This window comes from Balneola sp., assembly GCA_003712055.1.
Taxonomy (GTDB): Bacteria; Bacteroidota; Rhodothermia; order Balneolales; family Balneolaceae; genus RHLJ01.
Genome location: RHLJ01000001.1, coordinates 671,368 through 696,972, shown reverse-complemented (window position 1 = coordinate 696,972; position 25,605 = coordinate 671,368). Strand labels below are relative to the sequence as shown.

Here is a 25,605-nt window from a genome sequence, read left to right as displayed (position 1 = left end):
TTCTCGCAGGTGTCTTGACCGACACCTGCGTATTCACTCTTTTATATTTTCAGTGGCATCAACTATATATGATATTGCAGAACAAGCCGGAGTTAGCATAGCTACTGTGTCCAGGGTATTTAACCATAGTAGTAATGTATCTGAATCTACCCGGCAAAAAGTGATGGCCGTTGCCGAAAAAGTTGGGTATCACCCACAAGCTTATGCACAGGGTTTAGCCAGTAAAAAAAGCAACACCATTATGGTGGTGGTTCCTGTTATCTCAAACTACTTTTTTATGGAAGTGTTGGGGGGGATTCAGGATAAGCTTGGCGAATTAGGCTACGAACTCAACATTTTTAATGTAACTGCTGATGATCATCTATTTGATCAGGTTGAGCATGTCTTAAAACGCCGTTGGGCCGAAGGTTACTTGTTTATATCCATTCATTTAAATGATGATCAATGGAAGCAGCTTACGAAATATAATGTGCCTATTACCCTGGTTGATGAACATTTTGAAGGATTTGATTCTGTTAGTGTCGATAATGTTCAGGGTGCTTACAGAGCTACAAAATGCTTACTGGATAAAGGCTTTCGTAGAGTAGCAATGCTTTCAGCTTTAAAGTCCTCAAAACCAATTCGAGACAGATTGCTAGGTTATAGTAAAGCATTAACAGAACGTGGTTTAGAATTTTGTGAAGAACTTGTCATCTCGGGAGATTCAACATACCGGGATGGTTTTACAGAACGTGGTGGATATGAAGCTATGACGAAAATGCTGGCAATGGATAATATGCCAGATGCATGTTTTTGTGCTTCGGATATCCAGGCAGTTGGCGCCCTTAAAGCCATGAAGGATACAGGCAAAAGTATCCCCATAATAGGGTATGATGATATTGAGCTTTCAGAATACATAGGGTTATCTACCATACGTCAGCCAATGAGAGATATGGGTTTCTATGCTACTCAAAATCTCATCGAGAGAATGAAAAACAAAGATAAAGCCATTTCTCAAACCATCTATTCACCAGAACTTATCCATCGATCTTCAACTATTTGAATAATTTCATCATGAGATCTCTTAAACAATTAGCAATTTTATTTTCAGTAATTGTAATAGCATCACTACCTGCATTAGCTCAGGATTCGGTAGATGTAACATTTCGATATTACCCACCAGATGGTGTGCAAAGGGTGTTATTACCAGGCGAATTCAATGATTTTGGCCCTAACACAGACGGTGTGATTTCACCCACTGCGGTGTCCTTGATGAATCTCAATTTCCCGGAAAATTACTGGTACAAAACTATCCGTCTCGAAGTAGGGGGTGGCGCTTCCACGAACGACGGTGTACTAGGCTACCGGTATAAATTTCACGAGCACCTTAATGCCTCAGGATCATCGTTTAACTGGATAGCTGATCCACTTAATCCTGATATAGCTGTGGAAGGATTTGGTGATTCCTGGTTGGAAATAACACATCCGCTCATCTTTCAGATGCAGCCAGTAAACAATGAGATTTTTCAACTAACTGCACCAGGTTTTTCAGCAACAGTTGCCGGGAAAACAGATGATCCAATTAACGAAGCCAACTCAAAAATTTATGTTAATGGAGAGGAAGCAAGTAGTTTTGAAGGATATTTTGATACTTCATTGCAAATCCTGACCGTGACAGATCTGGAGGATTTAGGAATTGAGCTATTGGAAGGAACCAACGTAGTACGAATTGAGGCTGTTTCCGATAACGGAGATTCAATAACAGATTCTACACAATTTACCTTTATCGGTGAGCCGCAGTCTGTAGATATGGCAAGACCGGACGGCCTTAGAGATGGTATAACCTATGGAGAAGATGGTACCTCTGTGACTCTTTCACTTTTTGCTCCTTATAAAGACAATGCATTCGTAATTGGTGATTTTAACGACTGGACAGTAGACCTCGATTTTCAAATGAATAGAGATTCTATTGATGCAGATAACATTTACTTCTGGAAAGAAATAACGGGACTTACTCCGGGTGAAGAATATGGTTTCCAATATTTGATAGACGGTGAAATCAGGATCACTGATCCTTATTCAGAACTGATTTTGGATGAATTCAACGATCAATTCATATCCGAGGAAACCTTCCCGAATTTAAAAGAATACCCAACGGGTAAAACATCCCAGTTAGTTGGCGTTTTGACACCAGGCAAAGAAGAGTTCCAATGGGAAGTAACTGATTTCGAAAAACCAGCAAACGACGAATTAGTTATTTATGAGCTGTTAGTTCGGGATTTCATTGCCGCGAGGAATTATAAAACCCTATTAGACACTCTGGATTATATATCAAATCTTGGTGTTAACGCGATCGAATTTATGCCTGTTAATGAATTTGATGGTAATGAGAGTTGGGGATATAACCCTGCTTTGCATGGTGCTTTGGACAAATATTACGGTACTCCGGAAGACTTTAAACGCTTTGTTGATGAAGCACATAAACGTGGAATTGCTATCATTTTGGATGTAGTTCTTAATCATTCATTTGGTCAAAACCCGATCGTTAGACTATGGAATGAAGGAGAATTTGGGAACCCAACTTCTGAGAACCCATACTTCAATACTGCTGCAAGACATCCATTTAATGTGGGTTATGATATGAATCATGAGAGTCCATCTACCAGGTACTATTCCAAGAGAATGATGGAATACTGGATAGAAGAATACAAAGTTGATGGATTTCGATTTGACTTAAGTAAAGGCTTCACTCAAACGAATAACCCAGATGATGTTGGAGCCTGGGGGCAATATGATCAGTCCAGAGTAGACATCTGGTTAGACTATTCTTCCTATATCTGGAGCATTGATCCCGATGCCTATATAATCCTTGAACATTTTGCGGATAACAGTGAAGAAACAGTGTTGGCCAATGCAGGTATGATGCTTTGGGGGAATTCCAATCATGAGTATAACGAAGCTACAATGGGGTATAGCTCAAATCTATTTGGAGTACTTTCTGAATCAAGGGGGTTTAATGACAGGCACCTGGTTGGGTTTATGGAAAGTCACGATGAGCAATGGTTAATGTTCAAGAATATTAGTTTTGGAGCATGCGCAAATGCTCCAAGTGGAGGAGATATATGTGCTACTGATCCAGGTGATTACAATGTCAGAGATTTCCCTACGGCATTTGATCGGTTAGAATTGGCCGGTGCCTTCTTTTTTACCCTGCCTGGCCCGAAAATGATCTGGCAGTTTGGAGAATTAGGTTATGGATATGGCGACAACGGTGAACAATGCCTAAATGATTCTGCTGACTGTCCCGATTTTGCTCCCGGAAGAACAGATAATAAACCAGTAAGATGGGATTATTACGAAGATAGTGATAGGAAGGACTTATACGATGCTTGGTCTGAGATTATAAACCTAAGAAGAAGTAGTCCGGTATTTACTAATCCAGACGATACATTTTATGCCCTTTCCGGTGATATTAAGTACCTAAGAATGTTCCACTCTGATTCTGATGTTGTAATTATCGGAAATTTCGGAGTGAGCTCTACGGTTCAGGATGTTGATTTCACTCAAGATGGAACCTGGTATGACTTTTTTGGAGCTACTTCTATTGGTGTAAGTGGAGGACAATCTCAAGTAAGCCTGGGACCTGGTGAGTTTAAGATCTTTACGACCAAGCAATTCAATATGTCTACTTCTAATGAGGAAGAGTTTTCAGAAGGAGATACCCCATCAGATTTCAGGTTGTATCAAAACTATCCGAATCCTTTTAACCCATCTACCAATATCAGGTACGATGTAGCAAGCTCTGGTTCTGTTCAGTTAGATGTTTTTGACATTACAGGACGAAAAGTAGCCGAACTTGTAAACGAAGTGAAAACATCTGGATTATATACTGTTACTTTTAATGCTTCATCACTAAGTAGCGGTATGTATTTCATCAGGCTTCAGGCAGGAAATGTTGTTCAAACTCAAAAAATGACTCTGTTGAAATAAGATGAAAAAAAGCCTGGGTTTTGTACTATTAACATTCCTTCTTTTTGCATGTAATCCTAAGAATAATCTTGATTCTGAAATAGTAGGACTGGCGAGCCCGATCAATCTGGGCTATGAAGAAACAGAGTTAATTCTCGAGGATTTCTTTATAGACGCTTCATTAGTAACAGAAATCATAGCTCCTGAAGGTTTAAAAGCAGGAGCGATAAATGATGGAATAGTTACGCTTTCAGGTTCTCTTGAGAACCCCATTGATGTACTCAAGATCAATGCGAATAATGAGCTGTATACTATTCTTCTAAAAAAATCTGAAAAAGAAGAAGTAGAATTGGTCTTTGACCCTAAAGGACAGCAGTACGAGCTCGTTCAATTAAAAGGGGAAATGAATAACTGGAATCCCGCTTCAACAGTACTCGAAAAAGATGGAGATGTTTGGAAAACCAGCATGCTTATCAATAAAGGCATCTATCAATATCTATTTGTTGTGGATGGCAATGAAGTAATCGATAGTTCTAACCCCAATAGTGTTTCAAACGGACTTGGAGGAAGGAACTCATTGCTAACTGTTGGAAATCAGGACGCTGCCAAACCCATCCTCTCTACCAGTTCTTTTGATGGAAGCGAAGTCAGCCTTAGAGTTCAAGAAGGGGACGATATTGTAATACTATGGCAAAATAAAGAGCTGGATGCTACCCGAAGCGGAGAACTCTTTACCGTTAACTTACCCGAAGAAGCTGTAAGAAAAGACAGAAGCTATTTAAGGGCGTGGGCATATAATTCTAATGGAATATCCAACGATGTATTAGTCCCTATTCAAAATGGAGAGGTAGTTCAGAGCGCAGATCAACTTACCCGTCATGACTATCACACCTGGAATATGTATTTCGTGCTAATTGATCGATTTAAGGACGGAAATGAAGCGAATACAAAGAAAGTAGATGATCCAGATATCCATCCAAAAGCAAATTACTACGGTGGAGATTTTGCCGGCATCACACAAACCATTCAAAGTGGGTATTTCGATAAAATAGGGGTAAACACATTATGGCTTTCCCCCATCACACAAAACCCTGAAACAGCTTATGGCTTGTGGGATAAGGGAGGTGTTGAAACCAAGTTTTCGGGTTATCACGGATACTGGCCCGTTTCATCTTCCAAAACCGATCATCGCTATGGTACGGAAGAAGAGTTTAGAGAACTTCTTGATGTAGCTCATGAAAATGGCATGAATGTGATTCTCGATTATGTTGCAAATCATGTACACGAACTGCACCCGGTCTATCAAAACAATCCTGATTGGGCGACGGATTTATACTTACCTGACGGTCGGTTAAATACAGAACTATGGGATGAGCAACGCCTTACTACCTGGTTTGATGTATTTATGCCATCGCTTGATTTTTCCAATCCTGAGATCATCGAAACAATGACAGACTCAGCTCTTTATTGGGTGAAGGAATTTGATCTGGATGGATTCAGACATGATGCCACCAAACATATTCAGTTAGAGTTTTGGAGAACGCTTACCAGGAAAATCAAAGAAGAAGTGACCATGGAAACCGGGAAGCAGGTATACCAGGTAGGTGAGACCTATGGAAGCAGGGAATTGATAGCAAGTTACATCAATTCCGGTATGCTGGATTCTCAGTTCGATTTTGGTATGTATGATGCAGCCGTTAACGCTTTTGGTCAGGATAATTCTTTTGAAGGCTTAAGTACTCAATTACAGCAAAGTTTTAATTACTACGGTAATCACAACCTGATGGGCTACATTTCCGGAAATCACGATAAGGCAAGGTTTATCACTTATACAAGCGGTGAAGTATTGTGGTCAGAAGATGCTAAGCTGGCAGGATGGACACGTGAAATTGGTGATCCCCAGGCCTTTGCCTACGATAGACTAGCTATGCTCCATGCATGGAACCTTACCATTCCTGGTATTCCTGTTACCTATCAGGCAGATGAATTTGGCCAGCCCGGCGCTAATGATCCTGATAACAGGAGATGGATGCAATTCGAAGACGAGGAATTGAATGAACTCGAATTGAAAACCAGGAATACATTTAGTCAGCTCACAAAGCTTAGAAACAATACATTATCTCTTACATATGGTGATTTCAAGTTCCATAAAGTAGATGAACATCAACTCGCTTATTCCCGAGCTTACTTCAATCAACAGGTCGTAGTTGTATTTAATAAAGCAGGAAGCACTCAGACCTTCGAAGTTCCATTACGGGATGACTATGACTATACAGGACTTAAATCTCATTTCGGTAACGATTTCTCAATTTCAGATCAGACCCTTACTATCACTTTACCAACCAACAGTTTTGAAATTCTAACTCTCTAGAAATAAATCATGAAGTCTTTTACTCGTTCCCTTTCTCTACTCGCACTCCTGGGTATTCTTTTCGTGGGCTGTCAACAGCCACAGCCAGAAACCGGGCCTATTCTAAGTAAAGTTGAACACCCCGAATGGAGTAAGAATGCGAATATTTATGAAGTAAATATTCGACAGTACAGTCCTGAAGGAACATTCAATGCATTCAGGGAAGATCTCCCAAGGCTCAAAGATATGGGAGTAAAGATTCTCTGGTTAATGCCCATTCAGCCAATCGGTGAGTTGAATAGAAAAGGAACCTTAGGTAGCTATTATTCCATTAAAGATTACAAAGGTATTAACCCGGAGTTTGGTACTGAGGAAGACTTCAGAGCGCTGGTTGATGAGGCTCATGAAATGGGATTCAAGGTAATTATAGACTGGGTAGCCAACCACTCATCCTGGGATAATGCATGGACTGAGAATAAAGATTGGTATACATTAGATGAAGAAGGGAACTTCCAGCCACCAGTAGACGACTGGAGCGATGTAATTGATCTTAATTACGGTAATGAAGATATGCGAGCTGCAATGATTGACGCTTTGGTGTACTGGGTGCGAGAATTCGATATTGATGGATACCGATGTGATGTAGCTGGTATGGTTCCTATGGATTTTTGGGTAGATGCTATTGCTGAATTGGATAAAGTAAAAGATGTGTTCATGCTTGCTGAAGATGGAGAGCCAGAGTTACTTATCGAAGTATTTGATATGAACTATGCGTGGCAGTATGCTCATATAATCCGCGAAATTGCAAAAGGAGAACAAACCTTTGAGGATTTGGATGCGCTCTTCGCTGAGGATGCAGAACGTTTCCCTTCGAATGGCTATCGCATGTACTTCACCAGCAATCACGATGAAAATTCATGGAATGGAACAGATCCGGGCATGTACGGAGCGAACTTTGAGAACTTTGCGGTATTATCAGCAACAGTAGCGGGTATGCCCCTTATCTATAATGGTCAGGAGTCGATTCTTGATAAGCAGTTAGAGTTTTTTGAAAAGGACGAAATCGAGTGGAAAGAGTATGCATATGAAGATTTCTACCGCTTCCTGCTTCAGTTGAATACTGAAAATGAAGCATTATGGAATGGTAGCTACGGAGGAGATTTTACCCGAATTGAATCACCTGCCAATACCTTTGCTTTTACCAGAAAGAAAGATGAGCATCAGGTGATCGTAGCGATTAATAATTCAGAAGAACCCCAGCAAATCTCAGTGCCAGTGTGGTCTTCAAGTGTGTATGCTAAATATGGGGTAACCGAAGGAGAGTTCAATTCGGAAGGTGCTAATACCTATGATCTTGAGCTCCCTCCAAATAAGTGGTTTATACTGGCCACAAAATAACCTTAACACAAACAACGAATAGGATGTCTGATAAAGTCACACAAAGACCGAGGCTCAATTTTTGGCAAATCTGGAATATGAGTTTTGGATTCCTTGGAATTCAGATGGGATTTGCGCTTCAAAACGCAAACACCAGTAGAATCTTCGAAACTCTTGGAGCTGACACTTCAAGCCTTGCCATATATTGGCTTGCTGCTCCGGTTACAGGACTCATTGTACAACCAATCATTGGATATTATTCAGACAGAACCTGGTTACCTAAATGGGGGAGGAGGCGCCCTTATTTTGCATTGGGCGCAATTACCGGGGCAATTGCGTTGGTAGCTATGCCAAACTCTGCAGCACTTTGGATTGCTGTAGGTGTACTTTGGATTATGGATGCTTCTATCAACATCACAATGGAACCATTCAGAGCATTTGTGGGTGATTTATTGCCAGATGAACAAAGAACTTCTGGGTTTGCGATGCAGAGTTTCTTTATTGGGATTGGTGCTCTTGTAGCTTCATTCTTGCCGTGGATTTTTGCAAACTGGCTAAACATTCCTAATACTGCTCCTGAGGGAGTGATACCCCCATCGGTGAAATACTCATTCTACATCGGTGCGGCTATGTACTTCATTACCGTTATGTGGACGGTCTTTTCGACTAAGGAATATCCGCCTGAGGAAGATGAGAATCATGATGAGCCGGCTATGGCCTCAGGTGAAGAGGAATTCTTCACAAAAAAGTTTACCAAGATTGGAATCATTTCAATTCTAATCGGTGCAGTCTTTTCATTGTATGTTGCCCTCTCAGGAATTGATCAACAGCTTCATGTATTGGGAGGTGGGTTAATATTCTTTGGTTTGGTACACCTGATTGGTTCGGCCTTAACAAAGAACGGACAAACAAAATCAGCATTGGTGCATATTGTTAAGGATTTCAATTCCATGCCCAAAACTATGGTACAGCTGGCTGTCGTTCAGTTCTTTACCTGGTTTGCGTTATTCTCAATGTGGATTTATACAACTTCAGCAGTTACTTCCCATATCTATGGTACGGATGATACAACGTCATTGCTCTACAACCAGGGAGCTGATATGGTGAGTAATTTGTTTGGAGGATATAACGGTATTGCTGCACTTGCTGCGATCCTACTACCCTGGGTAGCTAGAAAAACAAGCAGGAAGGCCACCCATATGATAGCCTTATTCTTTGGTGGGGCAGGACTGATATCCATTTACTTCATATCCGAGCCTAATTTGCTTTGGTTAAGTATGATCGGTGTTGGTATTGCCTGGGCAAGTATTCTTTCCATGCCTTATGCAATCCTTTCCGGTTCTATCCCACCAGATAAGATGGGATACTACATGGGGGTATTCAATTTCTTTATTGTAATTCCTCAAATATTGGCTGCATCGCTGTTAGGATTTATACTCACTACTTTTTTTGGTGGCCAAACTGTGATGATATTGCTGACTGGCGGTGTCTCCATGATCGTAGCAGGACTTCTTTGTTTAAGAATAGACGACGAAGTAAGTGTAGCTTCAACCTAACCAATAGTTGTTATGATCAGGAATCTATCTTTATTACTCCTTTTAGTATTAGTGATAGGTTCCTGTGTACCTGAAAAGACCAAAGAATTTCATGCTCCTGAATGGGCGGAAGGGGTAGTCTGGTACCAAATATTTCCCGAGCGATTTAGAGATGGTGATCCAACTAACCAGCCTAACCGTGAAAGGGCTAGGGGTCCCGAAGGTTGGGAGATCACTTCCTGGACTCAAGACTGGTATAAAAGAGATGCCTGGGAGGTGAATCACTCTGATGACTTCTATTCGATAGTTAGAGAGAGAAGATATGGGGGAGATCTTCAGGGAGTGATTGATAAACTGGATTATTTGCACGAATTAGGTGTTGGTGTTATTTATTTTAATCCTGTGTTTGATGCTCAAAGCATGCACAAATATGATGCAAGTTATTACCATCATATTGATCGTAATTTTGGACCCGATCCGGAGGGAGATGTACAACAAATTCTGAGTGAAGATCCCGGCAATCCCGAAACCTGGGGGTGGACGGAAGGAGATAAGCTTTTCCTTCAGCTTATAAATGAAGCACATAAAAGGGGAATGAAAATTGTAATCGATGGGGTCTTCAATCATACCGGTACCGAATTCTGGGCTTTTCAAGATTTAATAAAGAATCAGGAAAACTCACCTTATAAGGATTGGTACATCGTTACTTCTTATGATGATCCCAATACCCCGGAAAACGAATTTGATTATGAAGGATGGTGGGGCTTTAAAGGGCTTCCGGTATACCGGGAAGAAAATGAGAACCTAACTGATCCTGTCAAGCAACACATCTTTGAAGTAACCAAAAGATGGATGGATCCTAATGGAGATGGAGACCCCAGTGATGGCGTAGATGGGTGGAGGTTAGATGTTGCTTCAGAAGTGGGGAAAAACTTTTGGAGAGATTGGCATGCGTATGTACGAAGCATTAATTCTGAAGCCATTACAGTTGCTGAAATTTGGACCGATGAAGCCAAAGAGTTCATAACCGCAGATATGTTTACCTCTGTAATGAATTATCGATTTACAGACGCTGTAAAGCTTTTTATGATCGATCAGGCCATATCAGAAGAGGCATTCAGGGATCGATTAGTACAAATTGAAAGTGATTACCCGGAAGCTAGTTTAGATGTACTCCAAAACCTGATGGATTCTCATGATACTTCACGCCTAGCTACTTCTGTAGTTAATAAGGGACAGGCCTATAATCCTGACGCTTATCCAAATGAAGACTATGAGGTTAGGAAGCCTAACTCCAGAGAACGATCAATTCAGAAATTAGCGGCTTTATTTCAATACACCTGGAAAGGAGCTCCAATGATTTATTATGGAACTGAATCAGGTATGTGGGGTGCCGACGACCCGGACGATAGAAAACCAATGGTATGGCCAGATCTTGTGTATGAGGATGAAACATATCATCCTTATGGATGGGAACGTCCTGTGGATTCGAATAACTTTGATGAAGCCTTATTCGGCTATTATAAAAAACTAGGTGAAATCAGGAATATTTCGGAAGCACTTAAACGAGGAAGTGCCAGGTTCACAGTTCTTGAAAAGGAGTTTATTTCATTTGAACGAGTGCTTGATTCAGAACCAACGGTCATTGTTTCTATTAACTGGAGTGATTCCGTTAAGTCTATATCCTTACCTGCGTGTCCAGCAACTGATTTATTAAGTGGCGACGAAATCCAACAAGAACAAATATCTGTTTCTTCTCTATCTGCAATGATTATCCAACTCAACTGCCGCGGATAAACCATAAATTTTGGATACTGAAAAATTCCTATTAGGTGCTATTCACTAAATCTGTCTTAGATTTGTAAAGAGTAGTTTTTCATAGTGCGTCGAAAACATACAAAATGGTAATTGGATATCCTGTCTTCCTTTTAGCATGTTAATGAAAAAGGTGTAATCTAAAATTGAAAATGTTGCAACAATTTTATAAAATTGTTGCAACAAATTTTGAGTGTTGAAAAAGTCGAAAAAAGAAATAGTCTGGTTTGGGATGAAGGTTACTCCCGAAGAAAAACAGAAAATAAAATTACTTGCCGAGAAAAAAGGAGTTTCTCAGAAAGAAGTAATTATGAACCTTGTGAATGAAGAAATAGTGGAATATGAGGTAACCCCTAAGCCTGGTTCCATGTTGGAAAAAATGCAAAAGTATGTGGGCATAATTAATGATGCTCCATCTGATCTTTCTACTAACCCCAAATATTTGGAAGGCTTAGGTGAAGACAGTATTTCTTGATACAGGTCCTCTTGTTGCTTTATTTAGTAGAAGAGATCAGTTTCATCATTGGGCTTCAACGGAATTAAATTTTGATCAGCTAAGGCTTGTAACTTGTGAACCAGTATTAACTGAACTCTTCTTTTTAACCAGAAACTCAGATAAAGTTATTTATGCAATTTCAGGTTTGATTAAGGATGGGTTACTTTTTGTTGAGTCAGGTTTGTCTTTGTCTCCGGTTGACTTTTTTAAGCAAATAAGGAAATACCAGGATATAGGAACATCTTTTGCGGATATAAGTTTAGTACAGCTTTATAATCAAAATAATAATTCGGAAATACTCACTACTGATTCGGATTTCTTAGTTTACAGAGATTCAAAAGGAAAACCACTTAGACTCATATCACCATACTTAGGATAGAAAATTAATAGAATCTAGATATGAGTCCAGGCTCGAATCTTTATCTTTAGTTGCATGAAATTAGACCAGAAATACTTTGTTCCATTTATGTTGGTATGTGGAGCAATATCAATGATATTTATTGCTGTTTCATCTTTCAATTTCTCGGAAAGAAGAACTGATCAGTTTCTGAGTTATGCGCAGTCGTACGATTCATTATTAACTAAGCCACACCCATATATCTACAAAAGTGATAGCTTGCGCCTGGGAGAATTCTCAGGAGAAAAGACCCTTGTTTTATTTTGGGCATCCTGGTCTGAAAAGTCTTCTGATATTATGGCCGAGTTGGATGTAATAAGCCATGGATCAACAAAGATAAATGTAGTTGCTGCACTTGTAAGAGATGCTACAGAGGAATTGGAAGTTCCATCTAACCAATATGACTTTCATTATATCGACGGGACAGTATTGAATAATGAACTTAGAGTGCCAGGTATACCCAGCTACCTGATTCTGGATGAGAATGGAAAGCCTGTAAACATTCAGGTAGGCTATAAAGAGAACCAATTATCAGACCAATTAGCCCCTTTTGTTGATGAGTAATTTTGTAGTTCTTAACGGAGAAGTACTGCCAGAATCCGAAGTGCTCATTTCGCCGATCAATCGGGGAATGATGTATGGAGATGGTTTTTTTGCCACGTTCAGGTCATATAAGATGAAGTTTCTTGAACTGGACGCTCATTTCAATAGGCTTAAAGAAGGAGCTAATTATCTTGGAATAGACGTTCCATTTGGATTCGAGGATTTCAGACTCAAGCTAAGCGAGCTTTTAAAAGCTAATAATGAAACAGATATCGACTCTATCATTCGTGTTCAATGCTGGAGAGAAGGTGAAAGAGGATATTCAACCGATTCGAAAAGAGGTGAATGGTTAAGCTCTTCAAGTGCTCTTAAAGAATTGAAGGATTCAGTATCACTTTCTACGGTATCCATTAAATCGATATCCTCAGAAGCCTTAGCAAGGCATATTAAACTCTCCAACGGCCTTAATTATATTCTCGCAGCTAAAGAGGCTAAAAGCCGGGGAGCAGATGATGCACTAATGACTACAAGTGAAGGACTGATTAGTGAAACAACCATAGCTAATCTGTTTTGGGTGAAAGGGGAAACCATATACACTCCATCTATTGAAGCAGATCTTTATCCCGGAATTACCAGAAGGATAATTATTGAATTGCTAGAGCAAAGTACGGAGTTTGAAGTAGTTCAGGGCAAATTCAGATGGGATGCGTTACTAGATTCGGATTGTGTATTTGTTACTAACTCTATAAGAGAATTACTACCTGTTTCTAGAATAGACAGTCAGGAATTCCTAACTACAACGCCTGCTTTTGAGGCTATAAAAGAGATCTTTTCCAACTATAGAGATCAAAACCTGGGGTAATGGCATCATTCAATACAATTGAAGAAGTATTTCAGTTTTTGAATGAAATCCCAATGTTCAGCAAGTCAGGTATAACAGCTATTAATCTTGGTCTGGAAAACATTAGTCTGTTTTGTGATAAGATTGGTAATCCACAGCATAACTTCAGATCCATTCATGTGGCAGGGACAAACGGAAAAGGATCTACCTGCTATTTATTAGAGCATGTATACAGAAATTCAGGGTTCAAAACCGGATTGTTTACCTCTCCACATTTGCTGAGGTATAACGAGCGTTTCAAAATAAATGGAAAGGATATTGAAGATGAAACGATTCTGAGATTCTTTAATAGTTATGGGTCTCTTATTAAGGAAACTCGACTTTCTTATTTTGAAATTTCTACCGCACTCGCTTTTTGGTTGTTTAGTGAAAAGAAGGTAGATATAGCAATTATAGAAACCGGGCTGGGAGGGAGGCTTGATGCTACCAATATTATATCTCCTCTTATAAGTGTGATAACGAGTATTTCAAGAGATCACGAACAAATCCTGGGGAGTTCTCTAAAAGAAATTGCTCTTGAAAAGGCAGGCATTATTAAGGAAGGAGTTCCGGTAGTAATTGGAAATATAAAGGGAGAAGCGCTAGAAGCTATTGAAGAAGTTGTGGAAGGAGTGGGGACTATATTGCTGCTTAGCAGTGATTTAGACCCTGTATTCAAAGATAAAACCATCGGTCTGAATACCCTTGCTAATCCCATAGGTACAAATTTCCTGGAACCGGTAAATGCATGGAATACTGCAATAGTATATATGGTTATCGATACGCTTAAACCAAATTATCCGGTTGAGGATAGTTCTTTTGTACACTCCATTTCTTCTTTTAGTGGTGTTCCAGCCAGGTTTGAGAAATTAACCATAGATAACAATTGGTATTTCTCGGGCTCACACAATATTGATGCTATTCGGTCTATGCTCGATGGATTGAAGCAGATAGCAGGAAGTAAAACACTTATTCTGTCTCTATTGAATGATAAAGTGAACGTAGAATTACTCTCCCTTTTTGAAGATTTTGAGCAGGTATTTTTTTACAAGATGGATTCCGAAAGGGCAGCTAGTTATGAGGACATAAATCAAATCTTAAGCTGTAAACCGATCACGGAACAATCATATCATACTATATTGAAGGAAATCGATACGGAAGTAGTAATTTTTGCAGGAAGTTTTTACTTTTACCCGGTAGTTAAACGGTGGATAGTTCAAAATAACTTTTAACCACCTTCTCATTGTATCCTTACCAGATTGAGTGCTTAACTGTATTATCCAAAAAAGTAGATAAATAGCACTCACCCCAATTAAGTAAGTAAATTTTGTAATCGTACACATATTTTATGTCAGATAATCGGATGACTAAACTTTCACAGGAAGAGTTAGATGCTCTTGCGTCAAAAAAATTACCAGAGCTAAAAGATATAGCCAAGTCGGTTGGAGTTGGCAAAGTTACGGGGGTTAGAAAAGCGGAGCTCATCGATCAAATAACAGCAATTGCAGGTAAAAAAGAAGTTGTGCCAGTTCCGGCAACTTCACAAAAAGAGGAAGAACTCAAAACTTACGGTTCGCAGTCACACATCGTTTCTTATAAAACGAATAACCAGGAAGACAAACAAGAAGATCTAAAAGAGAACAAGCGAAACGATAGGAGAAATAATCAGAGAAACAGAAACAATAGGAATAGAAATCATGAGCATGATCAACTTCCGGTATCTGATGCTCCTACTTTGCTTGAACGTATTGCCGAGATAACTGATCAACTTGGGCCTTACCTGATCAATGAGGGGACATTAGAGATATTGCCTGATGGGTATGGCTTTCTTCGATCAGTGAATTATAACTACAAAGCCAGTCCCGACGATATTTATGTATCTCCCTCTCAAATAAAAAGATTTAGACTACGACAAGGAGATTGTGTAATTGGGATTATCAGACCTCCAAAAGTAGGGGAGCGATATTTTGCATTACTTAGGGTGGAAGGAGTAAATGGCCGAATTCCAACAGACATGGATAACCGGGGTAATTTTGATGAATTGCTTCCTATACACCCGGAGGAAAGATATACCCTGGAGTATGATCATGGTGAGTATACCACCCGATTTATCGATTTATTTGCTCCGGTTGGTAAAGGACAGCGTCAGTTGATTGTGGCTCAACCAAAAACGGGTAAAACTACAATTCTTCGAAATATTGCAAATGCGGTATCTAAGAACCACCCGGAAGCAAAGATCCTGATTTTACTAGTAGACGAGCGCCCCGAAGAAGTAACCGAAATGGAACGTACGGTTGATGGAGCAGAAGTTGTAGCTTCTACCTTTGATGAGAAGCCGGAAAACCATATTGGGCTTTCTGAGATTGTTTTTGAAAAAGCAAAACGTCTTGTTGAAAGCGGGCATGATGTACTATTACTTCTCGACTCAATAACCCGCCTTGCAAGAGCGTATAATGTAGGAGCAGGTAATAAAGGACGTACAATGACAGGAGGTGTGGATTCAGAAGCACTGAAAGTACCTCGTCAGTTATTCAGTTCTGCCCGAAATATAGAAGGCGGCGGTTCCTTAACCATTATTGCTACTGCTCTTGTTGATACTGGCTCCAGGATGGATGATGTAATTTTCGAGGAATTTAAAGGTACTGGTAACAGTGAGATTGTCCTCGATAGAAGAATTTCTGACCGTAGAATCTATCCAGCTATTGATGTGTTTAGAAGCGGAACCAGAAGGGAAGAACTACTTGTAAGCGATGCCGAACGAGAAAAGGTAGTATTGCTTCGACGTTATATGACCAAGATGAATTCGTTCGAAGCGGCTGAGTTCTTAATTGAGAAAGTAAAGGGAACTAAAAATAATGAAGAGTTCCTGATCTCAATGAATCAGTAATTCATTATTCCCGACGAGCTTTTACCTGAAAGATTCGGGGAAGGCTCATTAAGGTATCCTCGCGTTTTCGGAATTCAATGAGTCCTTTATGAATCTCTGAGAACTCTTTCTTGTCTATGAGTTGTTCATCTATAAGCGACTGAAATACAGCTTCAAAAGTAATTTCAGCCATTAGCTTGCCATTACCTGATGTATGAGCAGGTTGTGATATTGTGAATTCTATATCGGTAAACCCAGCTTTTTCTAGCATGCCAACAAGTTCCTGACCTCGGTTGGCATTGCCACCTCTTATCTTAAGCAGTTTTTGATATAGGGAAACATATTGATCAAAGTGAGCAGAATTTGGATAGCAAAAATGCCCGGTAAAATCTGTGTCTTCAACTAATATGGTACCGCCTGTTTTGAGTGAGTCGAAGATGCGGTTTAGAACAGTTTCCGGTGAGGCGAGGTGGGACAGTAGAAAGCGACTATAGACAAGATCATATTCGTTGTTATTATCTAATTCATATGCATCAAAACGTTGAAAGGATATATTCTCAATATTTTTTTTACTGGCTGTTTCATTAGCGATTTGAATGTTTTTTTGATCAATATCTAATCCGAGAACTTGGCCTTCTGATCCGGTAAGGTCTGCCAAAAGAAAAGATACCCCGCCGTTTCCACAGCCTAAATCCAGGCAATGAATACCTTGATTTAGTTCAGCTCGATTAAGAAACTCGTTGGTACTTCCTTCAAGCGTGTTAAATAGAATATCCAGTCTTTTAGCACCTTGTTCACCACCTTTAATTGAATACTCCGGCATACAATTAATTATCGTCTCTATGAACAGGAGTTCTTGGAATTTGCTGGATAATTCGATCAGCCAAACGAGAGAAGGGTAAACTTTGCAGATAAACCTTTCCGGTACCTTGAAGAGTAGCAAGGAATAATCCTTCTCCACCAAAAAACATGGACTTCATATTGCCTGATCGTTCAATGTTGTATTCCAGTTCAGGTGAAAAAGCTACAATACAACCGGTATCTATTAACAAAGACTCATTATTTAACTCTCGCTCTATTACCGTACCACCTGCATGAAGAAAAGCGAGTCCATCACCTCGCAACTTTTGGAGGATAAATCCTTCACCCCCGAAAAAGCCACTGCCTAATCGCTTATTGAAAGCGATACTTATTTCAGTACCCTTAGCTGCACAAAGAAAAGCATCTTTTTGACACAGGATTTCGCCACCGATAGTTTTCAAGTTTAACGGGATTATAGTGCCAGGGTAGGGAGCTGCGAAACTCACTTCCTTTTTCCCTGAACCCACGTTTGTAAAGTGGGTGAGAAAAATAGATTCTCCAGTTAAGGCTCTTTTCCCTACATCCAAAAGCTTTCCAAATATTCCCTTATCCGGTTGTGATCCATCTCCCAATTTGGCTTCAAAGTTAATTCCCCTGTCCATCCAGTTCATCGTACCCGCTTCGGCGATTACCGTTTCCTGAGGATCTAATTCAATAGAAATGACCTGCATGTCATTTCCATGGATAGTGTAGTCAATTTCGTGTGAATTCATCTTCCCTGATTGTGTTAACTTTTTTTGTTTCTCAAAACAAAAGTCAGGGAATCTCTACTTAGATCAAAGTAAAAAACAATTTTCGGAGCGGGAATTATTGCTTTTGGTGATTCGCTTTATGAGTGAGCAGAACTGTTTTTAAGAGTATTAATATCCTCAATAAGCTGGTTTATGGAAGTTTTATTCAATCCATTATAGATCCCTCTTATATATCCATCCTGATCGATAAGTACCATATTCTCAGTGTGTATAAACTCATCAGGATTCTTTTCTAACCCTAAATCTTCTTCCACGAAATAGTAGTTCCTTCCCAGATCATAAATAAGGTCCCTATCTCCTGTAAGTAGATGCCATTTACCATCAATTACACCATATGTTTTAGAAAAGGCTTTAAGAGCCCGAACAGTATCCAGGGTGGGAGTTACTGAGTGGGAAAGTAAAAGAACATCTTCATCCTTTAAAAAGGCATCCTGTACGATAGCCATATTGGAAGTTAGTTTTGGGCAAATGCCTGAGCAGCTGGCAAAAAAGAAATCAACCACATAGATTTTTCCTTGAACAGTTTCTTCAGTAATAGTTTCTCCCAAATGATTAGTAAGTGAAAATTCAGGAATTTTATGAAAATCGCTGGGAAGCACATTCTCTTCGTCAAACCAGCTTGGGGTAAAGGAAGCTTCTTGGTAGTAGGGAAGAATAGTTGTTTCTTCTTCCTGTTTGATATCCATTGGCTTGTATTCTGACTTACATGCTACAAGAAATAAGAGTATAGCTAGTAGGCTAAAGTTCTTCATTGATCTGTACAATTTCATTTTCTAGTTCAAAACAAAGATTGGCGCGCTTTAAGCCAAAGATCCTCCCATTTTTTGCTTCATAGTTTGTATAAAGCTTCCCATTTTCTCTCCAGGCTTGTTGCATACCTTCTTCTTTTCCATTAACTAGATTCATCCTTTTGAATAAGGCACCACTTTCATACCATTGTTCTGCAATGCCATTTAATACACCCAGCTCATAGTTAGCCTGGCTGCGCAATACACCATTCGACCACCAGGTGCTTATCTGTCCGTGCAGCTTATTCTCGATATAGTTTGCTTCAAAACTCAGAGCTCCATGTTCATACCATTTTTGTCGAAGACCATTCCTTTTGCCGTCCTGATAGGTTATCGATTCAGCAATTTGCGTATTGGGAAAATACTCGACAGCCACTCCTGTATAAGGTTCTTCATTATAATAGAAGATTCCTTCATTCGGGTTCAGGGTAAGCTGATCCTTCACTACTTCGATAGTAAAGGAATCTTTACCTGCATCCGAAGATGCAAGTAAAGAACAAAGTAGGAGAATAATATATATACTAGTTGATTGCATTTGCGGTTCCTTGATAGTCTCCTGGGAATAAAATGTAGTACTGATTTAAGTACAGCTCATTTAGAATATGGTAATGGTAAGATTCATTTTCAGAATCATATTTTGTTATGCTTGTATGCCCACCAGATTCATCTAGGTCAGTTGGGTAAGTTTCTGTAGAAGGGCAAATGCGACCATATAAAAGGAAACCGTCAGCGATGATGCCAATAAGCTCGTCATCATCATCCGACCACGCTTTAGGTTCAAGATGATAGTGGTAACTTTGAGGTCCTGTATGGGCGGCTGTATAATCAAGTGATACCACGGCATCATCTAGTGGGACATTAGGGCCTTCCTGATCGTTATATATAACTGCTCCACTTACTGCGATCCCAATTGCTCCCAGGCCTGTAGATGTAGAGTTAGCTGCTTTGGTTGGGTTAACAGGTACTCGAAGTGTATAACTACCATTGAATTGATCTATGGTTCCAGGAGCCATTTGATCAAATGAGGTAACGGTAGGCTCAACAAAAAGTTCATGATCCTGAGACCAATATGGAGAAGTATGATTTGGAAGCCCGTTGGTCTCGATGACAACCTCGCTACCGTCAATTATAGCAGTTACGTTATCGGTTGAGAATGCTGAGAATGCTGCTGGTAATTCGTAGGTGATTGAATCCTCTATTTCCTCATCAGAATCAGAGTCAGTAGAGCATCCAACTAGAAGTATCCCTGGAAGCATAATAGCCAAAAAGAGATTTCTGTTTCGTTTCATTTTCTTTGGGTTTATTCTGAGTTCACTTGTATTGACGAAGGTTTTCTTGTTATCCCTCGGGAAAAGTTTAATGGATTCTGCTGGCCGTTCCCTGGAAGACTCCCGGAAATAAGATGTGATACTGATTTAGGTACAGTTCATTTTGAATGTGGTAATGATATTCTCCATCAGGGTTATGGGGAGTTGGTCCAAAATGACCACCTGATTCATCAAGATCAGTGGGATAAGTACCATCATAGTCTCTGCGACCATATAAGAAGAACCCATCAGCCATAATCCCAATTAGTTTCTCATCATCTTCTGACCACGCTTTTGGCTCTAAGTGGTAATGATAACTTTGAGGTCCGGTATGCGCACCATTGAAATCCAGAGAATTGATAGCGTGGTCAAGCGGGCGATTAGGCCCCTCACGATCATTATAAATCATAGCTCCGCTTACAGCTATCCCGATTGGTCCCATTCCAGTAGCGGAAGATCTAGAAGCTTTTACCGGATTAGTTGAAACTGTCAGGGTATAGGATCCATTAAAATCATCAATATTGCCTGGGGCCATCGTTCGGAATGAAGTTACCGTTGGTTCTACAAACAGAGGATGATCTTCTTCTGACGCTTGTGTTGTTAATGTTCTACCACCAGGAGCGACAGCAGTTCTTCCCTCTGAATTTGACCAATAGGGAGAGGCATGATTGGGGAGTCCATTGGTTTCGATAATTACACGGTTACCATCTAAAACAATGGAAATATTCTCTGAATCAAATTCTGAAAATGCAGGACTGAGTTCAGAATCTGTGCCACTCTCCAGTTTATTGATCGAATTGGAAGCATATATGAATGAAAGCAATCCGACTGTTGTGAGGGTTGATAAGAAAATCTTAAAAATATTCATGCCTATAGCAGATTAATTAAGTAGTGTACTGCTATAGACGAGATGTTTTTAACGATCCCTTGGCTGGCGAGGGGGAGGGGGGGCATTTTTTTGATCGTTGAGCATTACTTTAAGGATTTCATCAAGGATCGAATCGAAAAGAGGAAGTTGATCCTCATCCAACAGTGACTTGATATCATTTAAATGCTCATAGGTTAGCTGGATTTTCTGAGCTTCAAGCTCACTAATTTCATCTAATACATCGCTCGTATCTGACGAGTTTGCATCAATGCGTGAGAGTGATGAAAAATAATCTCGGGCTAATCTTTTTTGCTGTTCTGTGAGCCTTCTCATGCCCCTAAAATGTTCATCAGCTAAGCGTCGATGGTCCTGAACTTGTTGTTCGGATAAATTTAGTTGTTCACCAATCCTGAGTTTCAATTCTCCTTGTTTAGCTTCTTGAGGGATGGGATATGCAGGTTTCTGAAGGACTAAGGCAATGAGTATCCCATTGAGGATAAAAAGGATAATTGCTGCAATTATAAAAAAGGTACTTTTCTTCATGCTAGTAAAGATTATAAGAAGAGATGATTTCGGAATATTCAGCCGTAGATTCCGTGGGTTCTTCTGAATTAAACTGACTGCTAATCAAAAGTATATTTACACACATGGTTATAAGAAGTATTGCAGCAGCGGCAACTAATTGAACTTTCGAGATCCTGACTTCAGCCCGATCCTGATCAATTTTATCGAGGATTTTACTAAACGCATCCTCAGGTGGAGTTGCTTTCTGTATTCCGTTGGCACTTGCTAAGATTTTATCTTTCCACTGTTCCATAGCTATTTGGTCGTATTTTTTTGTGAATCCCCTCGGTTGGGAAAATATTTTTCTAAACTTTTTCTCAAGTTCGCTTTAGCTCGTTGGACTAAAGACTCGACTGCTTTTCTGGTAATCTCCATAATATCAGCCGTTTCCTGCTGAGATAAGCCTTCAACCTGAGTTAAAATAAATGCTGTTTTCTGATTTTCGGATAGCTCATCAATTACTTTAAACAGAAGTTTCGCGTCTTCTTTCTGCTCCATTCGAACTCCGGGATGTGCAAAATCCTCAACATCATGCTCAATTTGAGTGCTACCAGGTTTAAACAGAGATAAAAGTCCTTTTCTATTCCTGGTATCTTTTTTTCGGATAAAATCGATGGACTTGTTAATTGATATCCTGTAAATCCAGGTACTCACCGAAGAATTGAATTTGAAAGATCCAGCGGAATTATACACCGTTACAAAAACATCCTGAAGAAGCTCCTGGGCATCTTCCTCGTTCTTGGTATAACTTAAAATGGTGTTGTATACTTTTTGAGAATAAAGGTCATACAGGTCTTTTAATGCTTTCTCATTCCCTTTAGAAATTTCCTGTATGCATTTATTCTCATCTATCATTTTCAGGAACTCATAGATCGTTAATCCAAATAAATTCTAGTTCCGCTCTCAGCACTTCGTATAGCAGCATCCAAAATTTCCATTACAATCATATTGTTTTCAAGTGAGGAAAGATCGTAGGAGGGGAGCTCTAATTCTCCTCGTATTACGGCTGCAAAAATCGCAAATGGATCATTAAAGGGATATTCAAGTTCAGGTAACTGATCTCTTACAAGTGGATCATCTTCCGAAAACTGGTATCTCATATTATTTCTATTCTCCGCGATAGCGAAACCAGTTTTTCCATACACCTCCATATCCTTTCTTGATACAGGCCAGTTCCAGCTTGCCTGAATGATGCCCTGCATATCGGGGTAAGTAAGTATGATTGTAGCTTCATCATCCACATTCGGGTAAATATCTGGCTTGATGGTTTGAGTGACTGCAAATACCGACTCAGGCCGTTCACCTTTTTTTAACCAGGTGATAAGATTAGCTCCGTAGCATCCAAAATCAGTCAAAGCTCCGGCTCCGTTTTGTATAGGATCGGTGAGCCATTCGAGGAATTCCTCATTAACGCCAATTTCAACGGGACCTTGATGCCCATCATTTACAATTACCTTCCTTAAATCTCCTAACTCTCCTTTTTGCGTCATTTCAAAGACTTTATGATTGGTAGGATACCAGGTAGTCTCATAATTGGTTAGTAAATGGATGTCATGTTCATCTGCCAGAGCCTTCATTTGCTTAGCATGATCAAGGCTTACTGCCAGGGGCTTTTCAACCATAACATGAATACCTCGAGGAGCCGCCTCTTGTACTACTTCCAGATGTTCGTAAATAGTACCAAATGCGGTTACTGCTTCAGGGGCAGTAGTCTCAAACATTTCTTCCATGGTGTCAAAAACTATCTCCATGGAGTAGCCATGTTGATCCGAATATCGTTGAGCCAGATCCCTGTTAGGCTCTACAATTCCCACAATTTCGATATCTCCAAGGTTGGGTCTACCCAAAATCCAGTGCACATGAGTGTGGGTGAGGCCAACTACACCTACTCTTAGTGGTTTGTCACTTTCTTGAGCTGCAAGAGCTGGTGTTATAATCGCGACAAATAAGATTATTAGAATGAGTTTCTTCATACTTGGAACTTGGCTAGTTAGAGACCGGGATATACCAAACATTCTTTTCTAAATCTACACCACCACCAAGATCCTCTTGGATAACCCGATCAGTAATAAATAGTCCTTTTCTAGCCATATTAGAAAAAGAATCATAGCCATCATTTGGAAATCCTTTCCGGGTTCGATGTATATAAAAGGTTTGCGAAAATTCGCGGTTGAATGCCCTTTCGATTTCTTCCTTTCCATAGATAAAACCCAGCATTCCACCCCAGGTGGCAGTAGGATTATCCGAATCCCAACCGGCGAGTGCACCGATTTTAATAGTTTCTATCAAATCTCCTTCTCCATAAAAGAGACTCACTAAACTGGCGGCAAAGTTTATACCTGCAGCAAAGCAACCATTACAATATAGATTTTGAGAAGTGATATCATATCCATCCTGTTCTTCAACCTGATAGCGCTGGTAGATTTCATCACGCGTTTGTTCCCATGGAATTCCCGCTTCATATCGGGATTTAACGAAATCATACATCTTTGCAGGGTAAGAGTCTTCAGGGAAAGCACTTTTCGCATATTCAGCATTTCGGAAAAGTTTCTGCTTAATTTGATTGATGGAATCAATATGAATCGCTTGAGCATACATATTCACATAAAACATTGAAATCCATTCTGCTTCTTCTCTGGCTGTCGTTTGAATAGGAAGTGTTGCCATTTCTCTCGCAAAATCCGGTCTTGCAGGTGAGAAGAGCCCAAAGATCTCAGTAGTAAGTTGGGCATCAATCATTTCATAGTGAGGATTTAAATCCGGATTACTCGTTTCAGGTGGTGTTGTTCCTTCTCCCATTAAGTCGAAAGCAGTTTGATTTGAAACCCACAGATAATTTTCCTCTTCCTCATGTATATGATTAAGCCACCCATCTCGTATCTGTTCTCCTGTTAAAAGGCTGGTCTGGTTTTCAAACAGAAGATGCTGGTACATATACTCAATATCAGTATCGTCATCTGCTCCCCATACTCCTGAAGAGTCTTCAAATACAAAATCAATGGTTGGAGATAGGGGACTGGATTCTCCTTCTGACCATATATTAGGTTGATCGGGTTTACCCCAATCCTCGCGGGTATAAAAATCACCGGTTCTTATATCACCGATACTTCCAATTTTGTCCATTTCGGTAACAAGGCCGGTCCAGTTGGCAATGCATTGCCCAAGCCAAAACCCATAAAGTTTGTCCTCATACTCTGCTCTGGAAACAACGAATTCAGCTCCAGTGGGTTTGTATGGGAGATATTCTAGAGAGGGATCAGTAGGAGCAAATTCCTTTGTAGAAGGTGGAGCACATGAAACGATAATAATACATGAAAGGATCAAGAATCTGGTATTCATCAGGTTGCCTCAATTAGTGCATACTTCTTATCTTCGTCCTGTACCAATTTCCCTGATTTTGTGTGAATGGAGTGATAGAAGAGTAGTGTGGCTTTTTCTTTCAGCGCTTGTCTAAGAATCAAGGTTTTTGCCTTTTTTGACTGAATAGGGTCAATATCCATCTGCTTCATTGCATAATGATTCAGATGGTATTCAGAAGGAACCAAATCCCCTAAATAATAGGCGGTATCTCCCTCACTCTGAATCTTTACAATTTGATGGCCGGGAGTATGGCCGCCAGTTTTAATCAAAGTAACTCCTGGAATCAGTTCAAAATAGGTGTCTGTAATTAACACAAGCTTTTCCTCGGCGTGGAGTTTGTAGAGTTCATCCATCATATAATCCCCACCTTTTACTGGATTTTCTTCTCCCACGCGTTGTATCGCATAATGCCATTCTAGCTTCTGTACAAAGTAATTAGCATTAGGCATGGTAAGACGGGTAGTGGCTTCATGATCAACATAGGTAGAACCAGCCGCATGATCAAAATGTAGGTGAGTGAGTACCACATGAGTTACATCTTCAGGAGTTAACCCAAAAATATCAAGATTGGTTTTTAGGTTGGAGGTGTCTCCATAGTTACTTTTGGAATCAAGACCCCACCCAAGACCGGTATCAAGTAGAATAACCTGTTTTCCGGATTTAATGAGTATAGGATCAATACCAATAGTAGTGGAAGAAGTAGGTATTTCATGGGGATTCTTTTTTGAAGTGATATCCTCGGCGTTCACTTTAATGAAGGTTCCATCATTATAAACCTCAAAAATACCTTCGCTTAATTGTTCAACTTCAAATTGCCCAATATTCAGAATGCTACCTCATCAAATTTAGTTAACGAGTGGTGATCAACAACTTAATAAATCTTCTCTTTCAATCAATT

The 25,605-nt window shown here is 39.9% G+C and carries 24 protein-coding genes; 12 read left to right on the top strand and 12 right to left on the bottom strand.

Annotation, left to right across the window (positions count from 1 at the left end):
• Positions 1-52 precede the first annotated feature (52 nt).
• The 12 genes from ED557_03110 (at position 53) to ED557_03055 (ending at position 16,228) form a co-directional block, all read left to right on the top strand.
• The gene (locus ED557_03110) at positions 53-1,042 is read left to right on the top strand and encodes a LacI family transcriptional regulator (GenBank protein ID RNC85779.1); all 990 of its coding nucleotides are present in this window, start codon (positions 53-55) and stop codon (positions 1,040-1,042) included.
• Between the two features lie 11 nt (positions 1,043-1,053).
• Positions 1,054-3,969 (top strand): T9SS C-terminal target domain-containing protein, encoded by a 2,916-nt coding sequence (locus tag ED557_03105; protein ID RNC85778.1) that lies wholly within the window; start codon positions 1,054-1,056, stop codon positions 3,967-3,969.
• A 1-nt stretch (position 3,970) separates the two neighbouring features.
• Entirely contained in the window at positions 3,971-6,319 is a 2,349-nt protein-coding gene (locus tag ED557_03100) for an alpha-amlyase (GenBank protein RNC85777.1), read from the top strand.
• Positions 6,320-6,328: 9 nt separating this feature from the next.
• The gene (locus tag ED557_03095; protein ID RNC85776.1) at positions 6,329-7,696 is read left to right on the top strand and encodes an alpha-amylase; all 1,368 of its coding nucleotides are present in this window, start codon (positions 6,329-6,331) and stop codon (positions 7,694-7,696) included.
• A 23-nt stretch (positions 7,697-7,719) separates the two neighbouring features.
• Positions 7,720-9,231, top strand: a complete 1,512-nt coding sequence (locus ED557_03090) for an MFS transporter (GenBank protein RNC85775.1) — start codon at positions 7,720-7,722, stop codon at positions 9,229-9,231.
• Between the two features lie 12 nt (positions 9,232-9,243).
• Complete coding sequence (locus ED557_03085; protein RNC85774.1) at positions 9,244-11,007, top strand: glycoside hydrolase family 13 protein; 1,764 nt, start codon at positions 9,244-9,246, stop codon at positions 11,005-11,007.
• Positions 11,008-11,257: 250 nt separating this feature from the next.
• Positions 11,258-11,500, top strand: coding sequence for a hypothetical protein (locus ED557_03080; GenBank protein ID RNC85773.1), 243 nt, complete (start codon positions 11,258-11,260; stop codon positions 11,498-11,500).
• Positions 11,481-11,900, top strand: a complete 420-nt coding sequence (locus ED557_03075; GenBank protein ID RNC85772.1) for a hypothetical protein — start codon at positions 11,481-11,483, stop codon at positions 11,898-11,900. The genes ED557_03080 and ED557_03075 overlap by 20 nt, the downstream gene beginning before the upstream one ends.
• Positions 11,901-11,987: 87 nt before the next feature.
• A complete protein-coding gene (locus ED557_03070; protein RNC85771.1) occupies positions 11,988-12,482 on the top strand; it encodes a hypothetical protein in 495 nt (164 codons plus the stop codon).
• Positions 12,475-13,323: a hypothetical protein gene (locus tag ED557_03065; protein ID RNC85770.1), complete on the top strand. Its 849-nt coding sequence runs from the start codon at positions 12,475-12,477 to the stop codon at positions 13,321-13,323. The genes ED557_03070 and ED557_03065 overlap by 8 nt, the downstream gene beginning before the upstream one ends.
• Complete coding sequence (locus ED557_03060) at positions 13,323-14,573, top strand: hypothetical protein (protein RNC85769.1); 1,251 nt, start codon at positions 13,323-13,325, stop codon at positions 14,571-14,573. The genes ED557_03065 and ED557_03060 overlap by 1 nt, the downstream gene beginning before the upstream one ends.
• A 131-nt stretch (positions 14,574-14,704) precedes the next feature.
• A complete protein-coding gene (locus ED557_03055; protein ID RNC86152.1) occupies positions 14,705-16,228 on the top strand; it encodes a transcription termination factor Rho in 1,524 nt (507 codons plus the stop codon).
• A 4-nt stretch (positions 16,229-16,232) separates the two neighbouring features.
• Here the strand turns inward: ED557_03055 and ED557_03050 are convergent, their stop codons facing one another.
• From ED557_03050 to ED557_02995, 12 genes are all read right to left on the bottom strand, one after another.
• Complete coding sequence (locus ED557_03050) at positions 16,233-17,030, bottom strand: class I SAM-dependent methyltransferase (GenBank protein ID RNC85768.1); 798 nt, start codon at positions 17,028-17,030, stop codon at positions 16,233-16,235.
• 4 nt (positions 17,031-17,034) lie between these two features.
• A complete protein-coding gene (locus ED557_03045) occupies positions 17,035-17,781 on the bottom strand; it encodes a TIGR00266 family protein (GenBank protein RNC85767.1) in 747 nt (248 codons plus the stop codon).
• A gap of 116 nt (positions 17,782-17,897) precedes the next feature.
• Entirely contained in the window at positions 17,898-18,590 is a 693-nt protein-coding gene (locus ED557_03040; GenBank protein ID RNC85766.1) for an SCO family protein, read from the bottom strand.
• Positions 18,559-19,143: a toxin-antitoxin system YwqK family antitoxin gene (locus tag ED557_03035; GenBank protein ID RNC85765.1), complete on the bottom strand. Its 585-nt coding sequence runs from the start codon at positions 19,141-19,143 to the stop codon at positions 18,559-18,561. Before ED557_03035 ends, ED557_03040 begins: the two co-directional genes overlap by 32 nt.
• Positions 19,130-19,897: a YHYH protein gene (locus ED557_03030; GenBank protein RNC85764.1), complete on the bottom strand. Its 768-nt coding sequence runs from the start codon at positions 19,895-19,897 to the stop codon at positions 19,130-19,132. Before ED557_03030 ends, ED557_03035 begins: the two co-directional genes overlap by 14 nt.
• Positions 19,898-19,964: 67 nt before the next feature.
• Positions 19,965-20,783, bottom strand: a complete 819-nt coding sequence (locus ED557_03025; GenBank protein RNC85763.1) for a YHYH protein — start codon at positions 20,781-20,783, stop codon at positions 19,965-19,967.
• Between the two features lie 48 nt (positions 20,784-20,831).
• Entirely contained in the window at positions 20,832-21,326 is a 495-nt protein-coding gene (locus tag ED557_03020; GenBank protein RNC85762.1) for a hypothetical protein, read from the bottom strand.
• A gap of 1 nt (position 21,327) precedes the next feature.
• The gene (locus ED557_03015) at positions 21,328-21,600 is read right to left on the bottom strand and encodes a hypothetical protein (GenBank protein ID RNC85761.1); all 273 of its coding nucleotides are present in this window, start codon (positions 21,598-21,600) and stop codon (positions 21,328-21,330) included.
• 2 nt (positions 21,601-21,602) lie between these two features.
• Positions 21,603-22,202, bottom strand: a complete 600-nt coding sequence (locus ED557_03010; protein ID RNC85760.1) for an RNA polymerase sigma factor — start codon at positions 22,200-22,202, stop codon at positions 21,603-21,605.
• Positions 22,203-22,222: 20 nt separating this feature from the next.
• Positions 22,223-23,320, bottom strand: coding sequence for a gfo/Idh/MocA family oxidoreductase (locus ED557_03005; GenBank protein RNC85759.1), 1,098 nt, complete (start codon positions 23,318-23,320; stop codon positions 22,223-22,225).
• A gap of 13 nt (positions 23,321-23,333) precedes the next feature.
• A complete protein-coding gene (locus ED557_03000) occupies positions 23,334-24,686 on the bottom strand; it encodes an ADP-ribosylglycohydrolase family protein (protein RNC85758.1) in 1,353 nt (450 codons plus the stop codon).
• The gene (locus ED557_02995; GenBank protein RNC85757.1) at positions 24,686-25,534 is read right to left on the bottom strand and encodes an MBL fold metallo-hydrolase; all 849 of its coding nucleotides are present in this window, start codon (positions 25,532-25,534) and stop codon (positions 24,686-24,688) included. Before ED557_02995 ends, ED557_03000 begins: the two co-directional genes overlap by 1 nt.
• Between the last annotated feature and the right edge of the window lie 71 nt (positions 25,535-25,605).